General features: G+C 69.3%; 11 protein-coding genes. 6 read left to right on the top strand and 5 right to left on the bottom strand.

What is annotated here, in order from left to right; genetic code table 11:
* Nucleotides 1-44: 44 nt before the first annotated feature.
* Genes ACFW22_RS32315 through ACFW22_RS32305 form a run of 3 tightly spaced genes read right to left on the bottom strand, consistent with a single transcriptional unit; the run spans nt 45 to nt 5,351 of the window.
* Nucleotides 45-2,765, bottom strand: coding sequence for a TerD family protein (locus tag ACFW22_RS32315; RefSeq protein ID WP_386411601.1), 2,721 nt, complete (start codon nt 2,763-2,765; stop codon nt 45-47).
* Nucleotides 2,755-4,821, bottom strand: a complete 2,067-nt coding sequence (locus ACFW22_RS32310; RefSeq protein ID WP_386411599.1) for a DEAD/DEAH box helicase family protein — start codon at nt 4,819-4,821, stop codon at nt 2,755-2,757. The genes ACFW22_RS32315 and ACFW22_RS32310 overlap by 11 nt, the downstream gene beginning before the upstream one ends.
* Entirely contained in the window at nt 4,818-5,351 is a 534-nt protein-coding gene (locus ACFW22_RS32305; protein WP_386411597.1) for a hypothetical protein, read from the bottom strand. The genes ACFW22_RS32310 and ACFW22_RS32305 overlap by 4 nt, the downstream gene beginning before the upstream one ends.
* 562 nt (nt 5,352-5,913) lie before the next feature.
* Between ACFW22_RS32305 and ACFW22_RS32300 the strand changes: the two genes are divergently transcribed.
* The 4 genes from ACFW22_RS32300 to ACFW22_RS32285 all read left to right on the top strand — a co-directional run bounded on the left by ACFW22_RS32300 (nt 5,914) and on the right by ACFW22_RS32285 (nt 11,045).
* The gene (locus ACFW22_RS32300; RefSeq protein WP_007387413.1) at nt 5,914-6,177 is read left to right on the top strand and encodes a hypothetical protein; all 264 of its coding nucleotides are present in this window, start codon (nt 5,914-5,916) and stop codon (nt 6,175-6,177) included.
* Nucleotide 6,178: 1 nt separating this feature from the next.
* Nucleotides 6,179-7,123: a helix-turn-helix domain-containing protein gene (locus ACFW22_RS32295; RefSeq protein ID WP_386411595.1), complete on the top strand. Its 945-nt coding sequence runs from the start codon at nt 6,179-6,181 to the stop codon at nt 7,121-7,123.
* 1,450 nt (nt 7,124-8,573) lie between these two features.
* Complete coding sequence (locus ACFW22_RS32290; protein WP_386411593.1) at nt 8,574-10,424, top strand: DnaB-like helicase C-terminal domain-containing protein; 1,851 nt, start codon at nt 8,574-8,576, stop codon at nt 10,422-10,424.
* Nucleotides 10,425-11,045, top strand: a complete 621-nt coding sequence (locus ACFW22_RS32285) for a hypothetical protein (protein WP_053641157.1) — start codon at nt 10,425-10,427, stop codon at nt 11,043-11,045. It abuts the gene before it with no gap.
* Nucleotides 11,046-11,329: 284 nt separating this feature from the next.
* Here the strand turns inward: ACFW22_RS32285 and ACFW22_RS32280 are convergent, their stop codons facing one another.
* Complete coding sequence (locus ACFW22_RS32280) at nt 11,330-12,025, bottom strand: Abi family protein (protein WP_111382288.1); 696 nt, start codon at nt 12,023-12,025, stop codon at nt 11,330-11,332.
* A 330-nt stretch (nt 12,026-12,355) separates the two neighbouring features.
* Here ACFW22_RS32280 and ACFW22_RS32275 point away from each other — a divergent pair, with 330 nt between their 5' ends.
* Together ACFW22_RS32275 and ACFW22_RS32270 are read left to right on the top strand one after the other, a co-directional pair.
* Nucleotides 12,356-13,408 carry a hypothetical protein gene (locus ACFW22_RS32275; protein WP_053641159.1) on the top strand — a complete coding sequence of 351 codons (1,053 nt, stop codon included), beginning with the start codon at nt 12,356-12,358 and terminating at the stop codon, nt 13,406-13,408.
* 377 nt (nt 13,409-13,785) lie between these two features.
* Nucleotides 13,786-15,201 carry a protein kinase gene (locus ACFW22_RS32270; RefSeq protein WP_386411589.1) on the top strand — a complete coding sequence of 472 codons (1,416 nt, stop codon included), beginning with the start codon at nt 13,786-13,788 and terminating at the stop codon, nt 15,199-15,201.
* 201 nt (nt 15,202-15,402) lie between these two features.
* On the opposite strand, the gene ACFW22_RS32265 is transcribed toward ACFW22_RS32270, so the two are convergent.
* Nucleotides 15,403-16,260 (bottom strand): hypothetical protein, encoded by an 858-nt coding sequence (locus ACFW22_RS32265; RefSeq protein ID WP_386411587.1) that lies wholly within the window; start codon nt 16,258-16,260, stop codon nt 15,403-15,405.
* Between the last annotated feature and the right edge of the window lie 1,014 nt (nt 16,261-17,274).

The raw sequence follows: 17,274 nt of genomic DNA, 5'->3' as shown, positions 1-17,274 counted from the left end.
CACTCACCTGGTCGTCGACGGTTTCGCGTACCAGACAGGGGATGTCAGGCGTCGACGTTGATGCCGTAGTCGGTGGCCAGGCCCGCGAGGCCGGTGTTGTAGCCCTGCCCGACAGCGCGGGCCTTCCATCCGGTTGTGTGGCGGTAGAGCTCCACCGCGACGGTGACGGTCTCGCCTGATGAGAACGGCCCCGGAGCGAAAGCCAGTTGGGTGTTGGAAGACTGGGTGATGTCTGCGTGCCACTGGGTGTGCTGGTCGAAGACTGCGGCGGGCTGGGCCTCGATGTCGATGCTGACGATGACGGCGATGGAGGTGATGTCGTCGGGGATGAGGTTCAGATCGGCGGTGACGGTGTCTCCTCCGACGCTGACCCCGTCGTGACTGGGGTGGTTGTAGAAGACGAGGTCGTGGTCGTCGCGTACCTTGCCGTTGCGGGTGAGGAGTACAGCGGAGACATCGACGGGCGCGCCGGTGCAGGTGATGCGGACCGTCGTCGGTTCCGTGGCCACGGCCGTGTTAGCCCCCTTGGCCAGCAACTGCCCAGAAGCGTTTTCCCCGTTGCTGGCCGGGACGGCGGGGGAGGGGGGTGCGATCGGCGGCAGGCTGGTACCAGTAAGAGCCGCGATGACATGCTGGAGGATGGGCCAGCCTTCGGTTTCCTTGCCAGGCCACGGCCAGGTCAGCCGCTGGGCGCCGAACTCCTTGGCGGTCGGCGGCCGCCCGAGTGCTTCCTGTAGTTGGAGGTGGCGCAGGCTTTCGGTGGCCAGGCGGCTGAGCTGCCACTGCCGTTGGGTTTCTTCCGGGTTGTTCACCCAGGTGTCGTGGTCGACGGGCTTGCCGCCCAGCTCCTGGTACACCCGGCGGGCGAAGTCGTAGCCGTCCTCAGTCAGTAGGCGGGTAGGCCGCTCCTGTTGGGATGGCGTCGGCTCGCCGATGGCCGTGTACAGCGCCCCCAGGTCGCCGCCCGTCCAGTGGTTGGCTGCTGTGATCGCGAACCGGGCGAACTGGGGCAGCGTGGGGGGACGCCCCTTGGCGGCGACGAAGCGGTGATGCTGGTGGGCGACCTCCTCCAACTCGGAGCGCCAGCGGCCCTCCACGAAGGCACCGAGATACTGCTCGGCCCAGGCCCGCCGGTGTCGTGTGATGACGTCCCGTACCCGCTCGAAGCCGTCCCGACGGGCGCCGTGACTCATGCTGGAGGTGAACGTCATCTGCCCGTACGGGGTCTCGACCGTACTGTCCTCGCTGTCCGTGACCTCCTCCTCCGGCCCGAGAAGTTGTTCGGCGGCTTGCAGTTCGCGGAAGAAGGCGGTGTCGACCGGGCATCCGGCCGCGCGCAGGGCGGCCAGCGGCCTGCTGTAGTAGCGGTCGACGCGGTCCAAGGTGGTGCGGGAGTAGGGGCCTTCGCACACGAACCAGGCGGTCAGGCCCACGCCGTGCCAGAACTCGGCCGCGGGACCGAGGGCTTCGGCCATGGTCTGGTGCGGGCGCGGGTTGCTGACGATGCTGCCGGGATACCGCGCAAGCGTCACCGTCTCCCACAGCCGCCCCACCCGTTCCAGGACATCGGCGGGCAGACGCTGCCGGTACAACTGAGGGGTGTACCCCTGCTCGGTCCGGTTCAGGCTCATCAGATCCTGATCGACCAGCCCCCACAACGACGGCATTCCCCGTGACTGGCCGGCATGCGCCTGGTCGAAGTCCGCCCACCAGCCGCGCAGGGCCGCAGCCCGCTCCTCCACCGGAGACAGAGAACTGCCGCCGCCGAGGAAGGCCGCGAGCATCGCATGGACCTCGTCCTCGGCGATGCCCGCCTCGGCCGCCATACCGGCCGTCTGCGTGGCCATGCCGACGTACAGACGTGGCTCGGGCAGAGCGGTGATGATCTCCTCATCCGGGTGCGGGGGAGCCTGAAGGTAATCCAGCACAGCCAGCCAGTCACCCCCGAAGTACGCGGAGACGACCGGCTGCAGCTCTTTGGTGAGCACCCGGCGCGCCAGGGCTGTTCCCGTCCTGGCCTTCTTGGCGAAACCAGCCATCAGCCCTTGCAACCGCTGGATCCGGTGATGTGCGGCAAGCTGCACGAGGTCGGCGGCGGCAAGGGTGTCCAGCAAACGAAGGCGGGCCTGCTGCTGTCCCGCACGGTCCAGCTGGTGCCAGCCGCCGCCGAAGCGGAAGGCTTCCAGCGCGCTCGCGTCGATGCCCAGCAGCCGGTAACGCTCCTCGATGAGTGTCCAGAACCGCTGCTGTTCTGTGCGAGGGAAGATCTCTCCTGCCGCCCGCAGCCGGATGGGCTGAAGCAGTGTCTCGAACAGCGGCACCAGCAGCGCCCACAGCAGCACCGTGTCCCAGTCCTCCACAGCGGTGAGGCGGGCGGTGTCATCGGCGGCCAGCGTCAGAGCGTGGCCAGGGCGTTCCCGCAGCAGATACGGCAGATTGACTGCCCCTGCCTTCACCGAGAGTTTCTGCGGCAGGTACCACGCGCCGAGCCGCTGCTGCTCCTGGACCCCGAAGGCGTTGGCGCAGAAGACTTCCTCTTCCCGGGTGAGGGCCGTCACCTTGGCGGTGTCCGGCGTGTGGCGTCCTCGGCCGGGGACGACGGTGGCCACCGGCCGTCCGGCGAGCCCTGTGGCCAGCAGTCTGGCCGCCAGGGCGTCGATGTCGGCGAACCGTTGCTGCTGCCCGGCCGCCCGCTCCAGGGCGAGCGCCGGCTCGGGACTGCATTCCACGGCCGGCTGCCACCAGCGTGTCGGGTCACTGGCCACCGGTCAGCCTCCGCATGGTTTCGACGAACTGCTCAAACGGCACCGGCGCAGCGGTGTTCTGCGCATAGACGGCGTAGCGCTGGGCCATCAGCTGCATCTCCCGCTCCGTTCTTCGGGCCTCCACCCGGTCCAGCTCGTGCACCACGCGCTGCTCGACGCGTCCGCGCTCGTACAGCACGAACGCGTCCACCCCGCCCAGGCCCCCACCGGCCCCCTCCGCGGCGCCGCCGGGGCCGGGGAGATCCCTTTCCATGGTGGTGGCGTCGATCAGCGGGACATCCAGGAGCACAGCGGGATCCATGTCGTTGTCCGCGCACATGGCCTCCAGATGCTCCTCCAGGCCGAGTTCGGCATGGCAGACCACGTCCATGTATTGCTGGTCGGCAGCCACCGCGGTCTGGCGCAGGACGCGGACACCGCGGCCGACGAACTGGTAGAACTCGCCGAAGCTGCCATAGGGGCGCAGCGGCACGACCACGGTGATGGGCGGGAAGTCGTAGCCCTGGCCGAGCATCCGCAGCTGCACGATGCCCTGCAGATCCCCGGCGTCGGACTCGAAGCGCCGCCGGGTGGAGGCGATCGCGGAGGCGGGCATGCTGTGGTGCAGCGTGGCACTGGGGATCCCGTACTCCTCGGCGATCCGCGCGATCTGTTCAGCATGCGCCTGGCCCATCGCCGCGAACAGCACCCTCGGCTTGACGGGCGCCAGCAGCTTGGCCTGCGCATCCAGACACGCCCGCGTCACGGCCATCACCTGGCGGATCGGCGCCTCGGACTGTGCGGTGATGCGTGCCATCTTCCGCTCGTCGCCCAGTGTGGCCAGCAAAGCATCACGGCCCACGATCTGCTCGCGCCGCCCGTCCGGCCACACCGCTTCATACACCGTCGACGCCACCTCGGGAGCGAACCGGTGCACCCGCAGGTTCTTCGCCGACCCGTCCGCGACGGAGTCCACCAGCCGGTAGCGGTAGACGACATCGGCGTCGATCGGCTTGCCGTCCAAACGCTGGAAGCACGCCGACATCAGCAGGGTGCGCGCACCCTGGAAGTGGGCGAACAGCCGCTGGTAGGAGGCGCTGGCCGCGATGTGCGCCTCGTCGACGACGATGAAGTCGATGTCCTCCGTCTCCAGCTTGGCCAGCAGGTCCCCGTGACTGTCGCCCGTGCCCAGCGCATGGAAGTTGGTGACCAGGATGTCCGCGTCCAGAAGCCGCTCACGGCTGACCTGGCTGATCTGCCCGTCGTCCGCGTCCAGGACGAGCGTGGCCGGCGGACGGGCACCGGGCAGCAGTGGCCCGCCCGCCAGCCCGTACAGGACGTTGCCCGGCATCCCCGGATCGAGGGCCTTGGCGAAGGTGCCGCGGATGACCGAGCCCGGGGTCACCACCAGCGCCCGCCGTCGGCTGAACGACAACGCGGCCGCCACCCCCAGGGCCGTCTTGCCCGACCCCACCGCCATCACCGCAGCCGCATGCCGGCCGCCGGAGGCGTAGTAGTTCGCCAACGCGGCCAATGCCTCGTCCTGGCACGCCCGCAACGGCGCCCGGTCCACCCTGGCCTGTACACCGGCGAAGTACGCCCCGCCTGAGGGCAGTTCGGCACCGCCAGGCGGATCGGCCGCCCGCATCGGATCGCCAGCCATGTCCGGGATCTCGATACGCGGCACCGTAGTCACCAGCGCCGCCAGGAGCGGATCCTGCCTCAGCATCGCCTGCAACTGGGCCACACAGCGCGCCGTGTCCGTACGCACCGCATCGTAGGAGAACCGCAGAACGGTCAGGCCGGCCGCGGCCAGATCGTTCTGTCGCAGCCGGTCGTAGGTGAACGCGGCCCGGTCACTGTGAAAGGCGAACCCGTCGAGCTCGACGGCCAACTGCAGCGCCTCACCCGCGATCAGGTAGTCCAGCCGGTAAGCGCGCTCGTTGACGGTGACCGGGTGCTGACTGCGCACCCGCGCAACGATCGACGCGTCCACGGCCGGCGTGAGCACCCACCGCAAGAACGCCTCCTCCAAGTAGGAGGCAGCCGGGATCAGTCGCTCCAGACCCGCACTCATGACGACCCACCCTGTGCCGCAGCCTCGGCAACCAGCGCCTGAGCTTTCTCCGACAGCCGGGCCGCCACATCCTCGCCCTGCCCGAAACGGGCCAACCGCCGCGCCAGCTCAAGTGCTTCCGCGAAGGCGCCCTCGCGCTCCAGCAGGCCGATCAACCGTGGCACCGAGGACACCCGCACAAACGCCGCCGGAGCATCAGTGGTGTCGAAGGACACCGCGTGCGGGATCGCTTCCATCAACTCCAAGTCCAGCAGGGCGAACACCTCAAGCGCGGCGAGGGCCCCAGGCTCCGCACGACGTGTACTCCACAGCCGATCGACCGCGCTCTGCAGAACAAAGTGGTAGTCCCTGGCCGAGCCCGGAAGCTCCAGCGCCTCCCAGACACGGGCGATCAGCTCAGCGCCGCGCGCGTCGAACGGCACATGCCGGCTGGCCGGTGTCGCAGACGTACTCCCCCCGGCGGTCGGCCACATCGGCGAGCCGTACGACTCGTCCGGACGAACCCCTGCGCCCGGCAGCGCCTCCCGCATGACACCCGGGCTCCCGGCAAAGGCAAGGCCAGGGACAGCCGCCATGCGCTCAAACCACGCCCCCACGTTCCCCCTTCACACAAAGAGGCCTGCACCCGCACCTACAGCGAAGTCGCCCCACCCGCCCCCTGCGGTGCTTCATTGTCGCAGCCACACTCTCTCTGCACCCCGAAAGCGGGTATGTACTCCGCTCTCCGTCACCCGTCCCGGCGGGCTGCTGCCAGCCAAAGAACGGGAACCAGACGCCCTTGTCGCCCACTCGACCTCGTGCCCTGGGTCGGGAATTTCGCTTCACACGCCTCTCGGCCAGCTGCACCAGGGACGGTGCAGGCCCTGGACGGTTTCGGGTCAACCCGATTTTCCAGGTGGTCTGAGCAGGGACAAACGACGTACCTGCGTTTCACGACGGTGAACACGTCAGCCTGAACGGGTGCCGATCAGGCTGGCCTTGAGAGCGTCGGCGAGGGAACCTTGAGGCATCGACGGCGGGATACGCCTCGCACCAATCCCTTCCCGAATCACCCGGGTTGGGGACCTCACCCCTACCTTCCTGGAGCTGCTCATGTCCGCCCTTCCCCTGCCCGCCGCCAGCCCCGAGCCGCCGGCGTTCTGCGCCAGCCACCTCCCTGCCCGCACCCAGCCGAGTCGGCTGGGCATCCCCGAGGTCGTGGTCATCGTCGTGGTCGTCCTGGCATCGGCCGGACTGGCCGCCGGCAACCGGCCCGTCCCGGCCGCGCTGGTCGTGGTGGCCGCCGCAGTGGCCGACCTGATCACCGGCCGCCGCTCCAGCGATGTCGCCAAGCCCTCCCGCCGCCGCAGCCGGTGATATGGGCCGCCCCACCAAACCTGTCGCCGCCGGCACCAGCCCCCGGCTGCGGGCCCTGGCCGTCTACCTGCGCCAGCTCAAGGACGACACCCGTACCACCTACGCCACCCTGTCCGAGCGCACCGGCCCACCGGGCGCGCCCGGGTACCGCGGAGCCTCCACCCTCAGCCAGGCCGCCCGCGGCACCCACCTGCCCCCGCTCGAGACCGTCCTCGCCTACGCCCGCGCTGCCGGCGACCCCGGCAGCCACTCCACGCAGAGGCGAGAAGCAACAGCCCTGAGCCTGTGGAAGGCAGCCGCGATCGAGAAGGCCCGCCCGCACCTGGCCGGCCGCAGCCGACGGACCCGGCAAGTCCGCACCCCCGCCTCCCTGGGCCAGGAACTGACGCGACTGCGCCTGAGGGCCGGCCGGCCCTCTTACAGTGCCATCGAAAAGGCGACCAAAGCCGACGGGCACCGTGTACCGCGTTCGACAGCCCACCTGATCCTCAACGGGACGGTCCTGCCCAGCCGAGAGCAGCTGTCCGCACTCCTGAAAGCCTTCGACGTGAGCGTGGCGGACGCCGCACAGTGGCACGCGGTCCTCGACCGCATCGAGGACCGCCGGCGACCGCCCGAGCCGCCCCAGCGAGGCAGAGGGTACGCGTGCGCCGACGCCGACCCGGCCGTGCAGGAGTACCTCGAACGCCGCGAGCGCGACGAGGAGATCAAGCGCCGTACCGGGCAGATCCATCCGGACGAGACGTACGAGGACTACGAGGAACGGATGCGCGAGAGGGCGTTCCAGCAGCAGTCCTCGGACATCTGGCTGTATGAGGACTACGACGAGCCGGAGGGCGAGGCCCAGAGGCAAGCATGGGCCTGTGAGCAGGCCGCCTTCCGTGCCCAGCTGAAGGCATTGGTAGAGCCCGCCACCCCCACGGGGCACGGTGCCGATCACGCCTGACACCTCCCGAACCACCTGCCTGCCATCCTCCCGGGCAGGACCGGCCTGATCACCCACGACACCAACCCCAGCGTTACGTAATTCCGGGGCGAATATTATGTAACGTCGGCTAGACTGGGGGGTGACGTTACATTTTTAGCGGCGCGGTCGTTTCGCAGAGGCGGCCGCTGCCGAGCCAACTGCCCGACCTTCCCCTTGCGATCCGCTTGCCACTTGCTCTTGGAGTCCCCGGGTGTCCTCCTCACGTTCATCCCGCACGGCCGGTGAGGCGTCTTCCGGCGCTGCCGTGCCGAGCAACCCCGCCCACACCGCTCCGCCTGCAGCCTCACAGGAGCCGTCCGACCAGGCTCCGCGCTGGGCGGGCAACTGGCCATTGAGTTTTCCCACGCCTCCCACACCATCCTCAGCGGCCAAGACAGCCTCCGAAGACGCTAGCCGCCGACACGGCGATGACAGTCAACCCGAGTCAGCTGAGGGCCCGTTGTCCGAGCGGGGAACAACCTCCGCCGCCCCTGACGCGGAAACACCACACGCCCTGACGCGCACCGGCCCGGCGACGCTGCACGAGGCCCGCAGCACACTCAAGCAGCTGATCAACGCCGCCATCCAAGGGCACCCCACACCCCTGACGCGTGGTCCGCACCATGCACTGCTCACCACGCCCGCCCATGCAACCGAACTGGGCTGGGACCTCACCCAAGCCCCCACCCACAGCTTCGTGGACGCCCGCAAAAAGCTGGGGGATCTGATCCAGTACGGCGCCGAGGGCCACCCTCAGGTGCTGTGCCGCCACAAGACCCCCGTCGCCGTCCTGCTTGCCGCAGCCGCGGACGGCACCCCCACCCCGCCCGCACTTCAAGCCGAGCCAGCACCCGACACAGCGGCTCCGGCTGCAGCAGCAGCCCCGGACTCCGCCACAACACCCCCGCAAGCAGTCCAGACCCCCCTCCCGACCACAACAGCCGAAGCCGAAGTCGAGGCCGCGAAAGACCTCGCGCCCGCACCGACCACTCCTCCTGCCGAAGCGGCCGCTGCACCCACCACGCCCTCGGAACCACAGCCGGAACCGACACCAGCAGCCCAGGACACGCCTGCACCTGCCAGTACCCCCGCCTCACGCGGCACCACCCCAGCCACACCGGCCCCGTCGGCCACCCCCACCGGCTCCCCGGCCGCTCCCACCCCCGCACCCAGCCCCCCGACACTCCAGCACCCACTCACACCACCGGCCGCCCTCCCCGCACCCCCCTCGGCCCCGCCCGAGCCGGGCCCGCCGGCCCCCACTCCCGCGACGCCCGGGACCAGCCACAAGACCGTCATCCCGGCCAGTGGCCCACCAACTATCACTGCGCCACGCACCCTGCGACGCCTGGCCGCACTCGCGCAAGCCCTGGACACCGTCCTTCCCACCACTGCCTCCACCGGTGAAACCACCGCCCCCGCACCCCTGATGGGCCTGCCGACCGGGATCCGCACCCTGGACGACGCCCTCGGCGGCCTCCAGCCCGGCCGCTTCTATCTCGTCGCCGCCGCCCCAGGCGCTGGATCCAGCCTGATCGCCACCGCCGCCGCACGCACCAGCGCCCTCGACCAGCACCAACCCGTCCTCTACGCCGCCTCCGGACTCACCCGCGCCGACATCGCCGCACGCATCGTCGCCGCACACCTGCCCGTCGACTACCGCCGCCTGCGAGCCGGCCGCCTCACACCCACCGAGCAGGACGACACCGCAGCCCTCCACCACCACCTGGCCCAAGCCCCGCTGTACATCGATGACGGCACCGACCTGACCACCGACGCGATCGCCGAGAGCGTCCCGGACCTGCCCGGCTTGGCCCTCATCGTGGTCGACCGCCTCCAGACCACCGAGGACCCCCGACTGCCGCTGTCCGGCCCGGCCCAGATCACCGACGCCGCCCAGGCCCTCGCTCACCTCGCCCGTACCCACGAGCTCCCCGTCGTCGCTGCCGTAGACAGCGACGATCCCCGCCTGATCGCCGAGCTCAGCCTCGACATCACCATCACGTTGACCCGCGACGCCGACCAGATCCACGCGACCATCACCGAACGCGACCTCGGCCCGCAGGCCGCCCTCACTCTCCACGCCGACCTTGCCCACGCCCGCATCACAGACCCGGCCATCCCCTACGCCAGCCCCACCCCTCCAGCGCAGCCACAAGCCGCGAACCTGCACACCCCCGGACACACCCCGCAGGTGCCTCTCCAAGCCCCCACACCCACCGAGCCCGCCCAGGCAGCCCACACCGACGCCCCACGCAGGTCATCGCACCGCCGCACCGCCGCTCCACCTCCGCCCGGCGGCTACGCCAACCGGGACTACAGCTACTTCACCGGCATGATCACCCGCGCCGTCGACGAAGCCCTCCACGAGCACGACGGTGACATCACCGTCGCAACCGAAGCCCTGGTGAAAAAGGCCGTACCGAACGCAATGGCCCTGTTCGAGGCAACCCGCGTCGGCGGAAATTACGAACACACCGTCTACCCGGAAACCCTTGAATTCCTCCGGAAGAAAACCAAGGACGGCGCCGACGAAATCTGGGAAGGCCGCCACAACTGGACCAACACCCACCTCATGGACGCCCTCCAAAACGGCACCCACCCCCCGATCACCGTCAACGCCCTCGATACCAACGCCAGCTTCCTGTCCGCCTTCAAGACCCACCTGCCCATCGGCGCCCTGATCCACGACCCCAACGGCGGCTTCGACCCCAAGCGCTCCGGCATCTACCGCCTCCCCACCCGCCCCACCTGGCACCACCCCGACCTGCCCGACCCGATCGGCAACCGCCGAGAAGACGGCCCCGTCCTCCTCGACGACGCCACCATTCGCCTCCTCATCCGCTGCGCCCGCCTCGGCCTGTGCGAGGCCCCGCGCATCACCGAGCGCTGGACCTCCGGCACCAGCGAAGGCCTCCTGGAAAAATTCCGCCGTGTCCTAACCGAGGCCCGCACCAATGCCATCGAAGCCGACGACACGGTGACCGTCGAATACATCAAAGCCATGTATTCAAAATTCACCTCCACCATCGGAGAATCAAGCGTCAACCGCGACATCCGCCGACCCGACTGGATGCACATCATCCGCTCCCAGGCATTCGCTAACCTCTGGTACAAATCCCACCGCGCCCACACCAATGGCCTGACCGTCGTCCGCGTCCGCGGCACCGACGAACTCCACGTAGCCGGCGACTGGCGCAAGGTATTCACCGAAGGCCGCCTCACCACCCAGATGAAACAAAAAGACCAGTACCCCCTGCCGAGGAAGAGCGCCCGATAGATGTCGACCGACGGATGGAAGAACTTCGGCAACTACGGCGCAGACCGTGACCCAGGAAACGTCCACGGCAAAATCGCCCTCGCCCGCGCCCTCGAGGACGCCCTCGAACGCATGATCATCGACGGCGGAATCAAATCCCCGGTCGGCACCCGCCGCGGCCTGAAAGCCCGCATGCGCTACCTCACCACCACCAAAGGCGGCCCCCAAGCCTTGGCCGACGCCGGCATTCTCGCCACCCCCGCCACGATCCGCGCCTGGACCCGCGGCACCCAGCGCCCGCGCCCGGCCAACCTCGAAGCGATCGACACTGCCTACTGGAACCTGCGAGCCCACAACGTGCTCGCCAACCCCGGCGCCCTCAAGCAGCACCTCAACCGAGGCGGCCGCGGCACCCGTATCGAGATCCACCCCGTCAACCAGACCACTGTCGACGAGCCCCGCCGCCGCGACAACCTGAGGATTCAACACCGGCAGGTCCGCTATATCTGGGACGACGCCGTCGACGCCCTCGTCGCCAGCGACCTGGACACCATGGAAGACCTCTGGGACGACATCATCGCCGAACTTGACTCCGACTGGGGCGCCTACACCTACGTCTCCTACATCGGCATCGGCGCCTGACACGACCGCCTGCGGCTGGCCTGACCGGCCCTGATGGTCTGCGGGGGAGTGTCGGTTAGACCTCGTCGTCTGAGTGTCAGTGGCGCAGGTGCGGTGGCCTGGTCGTTGACGCTGACGGGTGGTGCTCACTCGTTGCTTGCATGAGTAACGAAGGGCCATGTCATTCTCATGCCGACCACCAGTGCTTCCGGCGTCGCCCGCCGCCAGACCCTCCAGCACGCCTCCGGCGCCCTCCCCCTGACGTCTTGGCCGTCTGACGGCCAAGACGTCGTGCGACCGACGGGTTACGGGCGCTGGGTGAGCAGGGCGTCGACGCGGCTGGAGTGCTGGATGTAGGCGGCGAGGTCGGGCCCGAGCAGGCCGGCGACCGTCAGGAGGTCCTTCATCCGTACGGCGACGGGAACGTTCAGGAGCGGTTCCCAGTGCGCGGCCCGGTTGCGCAGCTCGTGCAGGTCGCCGATCGGCTGGTCGACGGTGGCACGGTTGGTCCCGGGCGGGAAGGCGTGGTGGAGGTGGGGGACCCACAGCGTCTTCTCGTGCGCGGAGGTGGACAGGTACCTCCACATGCCCAGCGACAGCTCGGCGATCACCTTCCCGGGGGGCGCGCTGCGGCCGTAGCGGGTGCGGGCGCTGTCGATGGCCTTGCGGGTCTTGTCGTTCATGTCGACCCGGCGCGTGCCGCGCGAGCCCTTCTTCACACGGATCAGCGGGGCGCGCAGGGGACTGGCCGGGTCCTCCAGCCAGTGCCCGTTGCCGTTCCAGGTCGCGTCCAGCGCGGCGGCGTACGCGTTGCGCAGGGCGATCTCGAAGTGGCTGAGATCGCGCAGGACCGCGCAGGTCAGGCTCGTGTTCCATTCGTACAGGGCGAGGGCGCGGGCGGGGTCGCCGCCGGCCGCGGTCAGGTAGATGGCGTGCCGGGCGGGGCTGAGCCAGTTCTCCACCCACGGCCCCGGGGCGGGTGCCGGGGATGCGTGCGTCACGGTTCCTCCTGCTGGAAGGTCGGGTATAGTCATGGATGACAAGCCCCGGTGGACCGCTGATCTAAATGATCATGTCGCCGGGGCTAAGACGTTTTCCGGGCCCGGTACGCCTCGCCCGCGAGACGGCAGCCCCGCGTTCCCGTTGCCGGGGCCTGCGGAGTGCGGCCGGTCGCATAGCTCAATGAAACCCCCGATCCGGAGCTGTCCCCGTACACTGGGACCACGGATTGACCTGCATGACCTCTAAGCCACCAGGGAAGCGGAGAGACGAGGCATAACATGCGGGTCAAGCCGTAGCTATCAATCCGCTGCAATCGGTGAGGAGGCGCCGTGATCCGGGCCCGCCTTGTATCGGCCACGGGGGAGCCGCCCGGACCCGCCGAGAAGGCGGTGAAGACCCGCCACGAGACGCTCGACGCCCTCACCGACAGCGGCATGCTGAAGGATGCCGTCACAGCCGCCACCCACCTGTCCGCCGCCGGCCGCACCCCTTCGGCGGTCCGTGTCCGCCGCCTCTACGTCCGCCATACCGTGCCGCTGAAAGTCGTGACGGAACGCAATGGCCTGCCGCGCGAGAAACGGCCTCCCGCCGCCCGACTGATCGCCCCCCGCGGCGTCACCGGCCGCCTGCACCTGCTCCTGTTGTTCGCCGCCGCCTGCCAGGCCGCCCCCGGCCAAAAGTGGCACCACACGATTCCCATCGAGCACGGCCGCGACCAGCCGATCTCCCTGGAACGACTCGTCTGCGCGCTCGCCCGCCACCGGGGCGGCACGGCTTACGTTGCCAGCCCGAGGACGAACAAGCTGCGCCAGATCACCCAGGCCCTCAAGACCCTCAACGACCAGTACTTGGTCGACCTGCCCCACCGCGGTGAATACCTGCCCTTCCGCGACTTCACCCTGCTGTGCGACAGCGGGCACAGCACCGACAACGCCCACATCCCCTATCGCGTGCCGAAGAAGAACGAGCCGTACGTCGACATCCCGGCCGCGTTCTTCACCCGGGGCTGGGTACACCTGCTGACCCCCAGCGAGATCACCGCCTACCTGATGTGGCTCGATGTCAACCAGCACTCCGAGCACGATGAGCCCTACGTCACCGGCGCCGTGCGCGCGGGCGCCTACGGACTGACCCGCGAGGCCTATGAGACCCACCAGGCGCTGCAGGCCTTCGGCCTCATCGACGTCACCCCCGACCCCGACCGTCACGGCGACGGCAAGTACGCCGGCTACCACCCGGACAGCCGCCTCCCGCCGTGCCACCGGGTCACTGTGACCCCCGACGGTCTGCTTGAGGACGCCGCCGACCGGATCGGCGAAACCCTCAACTGGTATGCCGCCACCGGGGACTGGGTCCGACCGCTTCGCCTCCGGCGCACCTGAGCGACCACATCCGTCCGCGCCGGCTGCCGCCCGGCGGACGGGATCGTCGTCCCCGCGGTGCCTTCCCGGGTACGGCAGAGGCATCGGACCAGCGTCGTGGAGGGCGCCGCCCTGTTCGGCACCGGCCGGGCTCGAACCATGCGGCACGCAGAGTGGGGGGGCGATGCGGATCTCGTTGATCTGCTGCTCGCGACTGGAGACCCGCAGGCAGGGCACACTCCGCCGACAGCCCGCGCGCGAACGACAGAATCCGCACCGCCGCACACCCCTGGGCCCCGGCACCGGCTGCGCCGACGCGCTCCCGTCTAGGTCCCAGTTTGTGCGCAGAGCATGCTGTTCGGTCCCGAGGCGGGGCACAGGAACGCTACCGTTCGGGCATGTCAGGAAGACCCGTGCCACGCCCTCCGCAGCGCCCGCGTAAGCCGCAGCCGAACGGCAACAGCGTCGACTACAACGTTCCGCGGTGGCGCGACGACGGCCAACTCGGCGGGAAGAAGTTCGTGCGCAGGGCCACCGAGGTGAGCAGCGGGCGTGAGGGCGTCCTCAAGCACATGTCCGACCCGCCTGTGCCGGGCGAGGGCTATGTGGACAAGGGACGGCAGGCCCGCCGCCGGCGCTTCTACGACGAGGCGCTCTTCATGCAGCAGGTGAACGGAAGTCCGGGCATCCTGCCGATCTGGGACATCGACGACGCCCATGGCACCGCACCCCGCTGGTACGCCATGCCCCGGGCCCGGCCGCTGGCCGACATCGTCGACGACACCTCGACCGTCCTCGACGTGGTCACGCACACCACCGCCCTGGCCCGCACCCTCGCGGCGCTCGCCGATCAGGGGATCTACCACCGGGACATCAAGCCGGACAACCTGTTCTGGTACGACGGGATGCCGGTCCTGGCCGACTTCGGGATCGCGGCCTTCGCCCACCTGCCCGCCGGCGTGACCCGTGTCGGGGAGAAGGTCGGGCCCGCCAACTTCATGGCCCCCGAGATGCGCAGCACCGACGGCAAGGACCGCGGTGAGCGGGCCGATGTCTACTCTCTCGCCAAGACCCTTTTCGTCCTGGCCCATCGCCGTCGCGGCCCGTATCCGCCCGAGGGAACACACCGGGTGGGCGCGGAGGAGTTCAACCTGGCCACCCACGGCGGCGGGAACGCCATGACCGCCCTGGAACACGTCCTGGAGGCCGCGACCCAGCACCGCGTGCAGGACCGGCTGACCATGACCGACTTCCATGCCGAACTGGCGGCCTGGCTCGGCCGCCACGCCCAGACAACCCGCTTCCGCCCCTTCGGCCGCCCCTTCATGGGTGGCTGGGGACCGCACGGAGACCGCAGCCGCCGCGATGTTGAGGCGACACGGGCGATGATGCTGCCCTGCATCCGACGCATCGCCGAAGCCCTGACCGGTGATCCGGACGCCTGGAGCGAGGGCATCAACCACGACAACGGCGATCGCACCCTTGGCGAGTACGGCTGGATCGACAACTGTGAGGAAGGCTTCGTACCCGACGGCGGCTTCATCTGGATGGCCACCGACCTCCACGACGGACGGCGCATCGTCCTGGACGCACTCCTCGACGACGGTGTGTGTTTTATCGCCGAAGCGCAGCGAAGCGGACCGCCGTGGGTCCTGGAACAGCAGTGGGGACACACTCCGTGGCACCGTGCGCGGATGCCGCGGACAGCCGATCAGGTCCAGCAGCTGACAGACGCGGTCGTGGCCTGGATTTCCCACTCCTCACCGGACGCTCCCGTCGCTGAGGTTCCCGAACGGACCGCCGCCACGGCCTGACCCCGCAGCCAGCCGATTCTGTACGGGTTCTGGAAGCGAGACGAGGACGAACTCGGCTGTCCCCATGGGGCTGGACGCCGATGCCGGCCGCACTCGATGCGACGGCCGCTGACGACCCGCGCTGGCGCAGGGCGTGGCACGATCCGTGCTCGGCAGCCACGCGGCCAGCAGGGCGTGCTCGGCGCGTTCGGCACAAGGTCGTCAGGGCTCGGGGACCGCAGTGACGGCCGAGCCGGGGCCGCCGCCCTCGCCGACGCTGTCGAGGCCGCGGTCGCGGAGTTCGTGGAGACGGTCGATCCAGGTCTGCTTGAATGCCCCGGCCCCGCCCTCCTCGGCCCCGGGCAGCGACAGCAGCCCCTGTCCGGCGCCGGCCTGTTCGTCGATCAGCTCCTCCAACAAGGCGGCGACCACGGCGATCTCGGGCGACAGGCACATCGCCAGCGCGTGGGGGACACCGGACGGGCTGGCCATCTGAGGGACGAGCTGGGAGACAACCAGGGCGAACCCGGACTCGTCGATCCTCGCCCGCAGGCGGGCGAGGAAGGGGTTGTCGGGCATCAGCAGCCCGTGCATCACGTACAGAAAGCCGACCAGGTTGAGGATTCGCGCCCCACTGCGCGCCGCAGTCATCTCCTCCTCGCCGGCGGCCCGGAGGCGGGCGAGCGGGTCAACGAGTGTCCCCGCCACAAGCCAGCTCTCCAGAGTGCCCTCGCGCTCGGCCTGCTGCGTGGACTCGGCGACCGGCGCCCAGTCCACGCCGGGCATCAGTGCGGCGAGCGCCTCCATGAGGACCTCACCGCCGACCTCCGCGGCCCCCATCCCGGCGGCCGCGGCCAGATGCATCACCGCGCGCCGCTGCCCGCGCTCCGGGCCCCGGTCCCACGCGCCCCCAGGGTCGTCGACCACCAGCCGCCGCACCTCGTCCGGGTGCGGCAGCCCGGCCGGACCTCGCCCCGCCACCCGCCCGGCCTCGGCGTAGAAGGCGTCCTGCGCCCCCCGCCGCCCGCCGTACGGGCCCGCACCACCAGGTGCTGGGCGCGCGAGCGGGAGACCGCCCACAACAGCGACTCCCGCACGGCCGGCCACGGCGGCTCGGGCACCGCCAACTCCCCTGGCCCGGCGGGAAGTCCGGCCTCGGCGTACCAGGCGATCACCGTCCACCGCAGATCCCGCCCCGGCCGCGCATGCCGCCCCAGCGCTGCCGCGACGGCCACCGTCTCCTCGGCAAGCACCGACATCGAACCGCGCCCGCGCCCCAGCCACCGCCGTGCGTGCCCGGGCAGCAGTCCCGCCGCCCGTCACCGCTCCAGCTGCGCTGCCGACACCCGCAGGCCGAGCGCCGCGAGGCTCTCGATCAGAGTCCCGCCTCGGGGTCAGGACGGCTTGGGCCAGCGCGTCGCGTGAGGGCTCTGCGGCACTGGCAACGAGTCCGGAACGAGAGCGGGTCAGACGCGGGTGTGGTGACGGCGATGAGAGTTCCGTCCCATGCCATCAGCTCCCACACACACCTCCCGAGAACAAACCTAAGCAGAAGAAAAACGAGCCCCGAATGCGGCTCTAAATTTCTACTTTTGCGGTGCACAACGATTCACGTCTTCGGGGAACGCCATCCGGAGAGAATCGTCACAGAACCCCCACACCCATGTAACGCGAGTGAATGCGTAAAATCCCTTCGGAGACCTTCTATCACTCTTTTTAGGTACCGAGTATTCCACAAGAGGTCCAGACCAATACTTGAACACGAAGAGTAGCCGTTACATAACCGTGAACCAAGCCAAGGAGCGTTACATAATGGGTACGCATCGACAGGGACGGTGTCCGGCGCTCAGCGACAAGTCAGTCTGATCTGGCTCTCACCAGGCAGGCCGTTGAGAGCAAGAGAGATATAGCCGCAGGTTAAAGGGTTATAGAGACTGGGCTGCGATGCACTTACTTCTACAATTATGTACCGGCCAACAGGGCTGGCTCCTCCAGGCAGCCAGCTTTTGTAACGCCGCGGAGCGGCGTTACAGGTCGTCGCGGAGCGACGACGCAACGTTCCGTCACGTAGTGACGGCGCGTCATGTCTCCGGA

This window comes from Streptomyces sp. NPDC058872 (genome assembly GCF_042743065.1).
Classification (GTDB): domain Bacteria; phylum Actinomycetota; class Actinomycetes; order Streptomycetales; family Streptomycetaceae; genus Streptomyces.
This window is presented reverse-complemented; position numbering and strand designations above follow the sequence as displayed.

Bases quoted from the DNA above. Each gene is read 5' to 3' on its own strand.
- ACFW22_RS32310 (WP_386411599.1), bottom strand. From the start codon at position 4,821: ATGAGTGCGGGTCTGGAGCGACTGATCCCGGCTGCCTCCTACTTGGAG.
- ACFW22_RS32305 (WP_386411597.1), bottom strand. From the start codon at position 5,351: ATGCGGGAGGCGCTGCCGGGCGCAGGGGTTCGTCCGGACGAGTCGTAC.
- ACFW22_RS32300 (WP_007387413.1), top strand. From the start codon at position 5,914: ATGTCCGCCCTTCCCCTGCCCGCCGCCAGCCCCGAGCCGCCGGCGTTC.
- ACFW22_RS32295 (WP_386411595.1), top strand. From the start codon at position 6,179: ATGGGCCGCCCCACCAAACCTGTCGCCGCCGGCACCAGCCCCCGGCTG.
- ACFW22_RS32290 (WP_386411593.1), top strand. From the start codon at position 8,574: ATGGGCCTGCCGACCGGGATCCGCACCCTGGACGACGCCCTCGGCGGC.
- ACFW22_RS32285 (WP_053641157.1), top strand. From the start codon at position 10,425: ATGTCGACCGACGGATGGAAGAACTTCGGCAACTACGGCGCAGACCGT.
- ACFW22_RS32270 (WP_386411589.1), top strand. From the start codon at position 13,786: ATGTCAGGAAGACCCGTGCCACGCCCTCCGCAGCGCCCGCGTAAGCCG.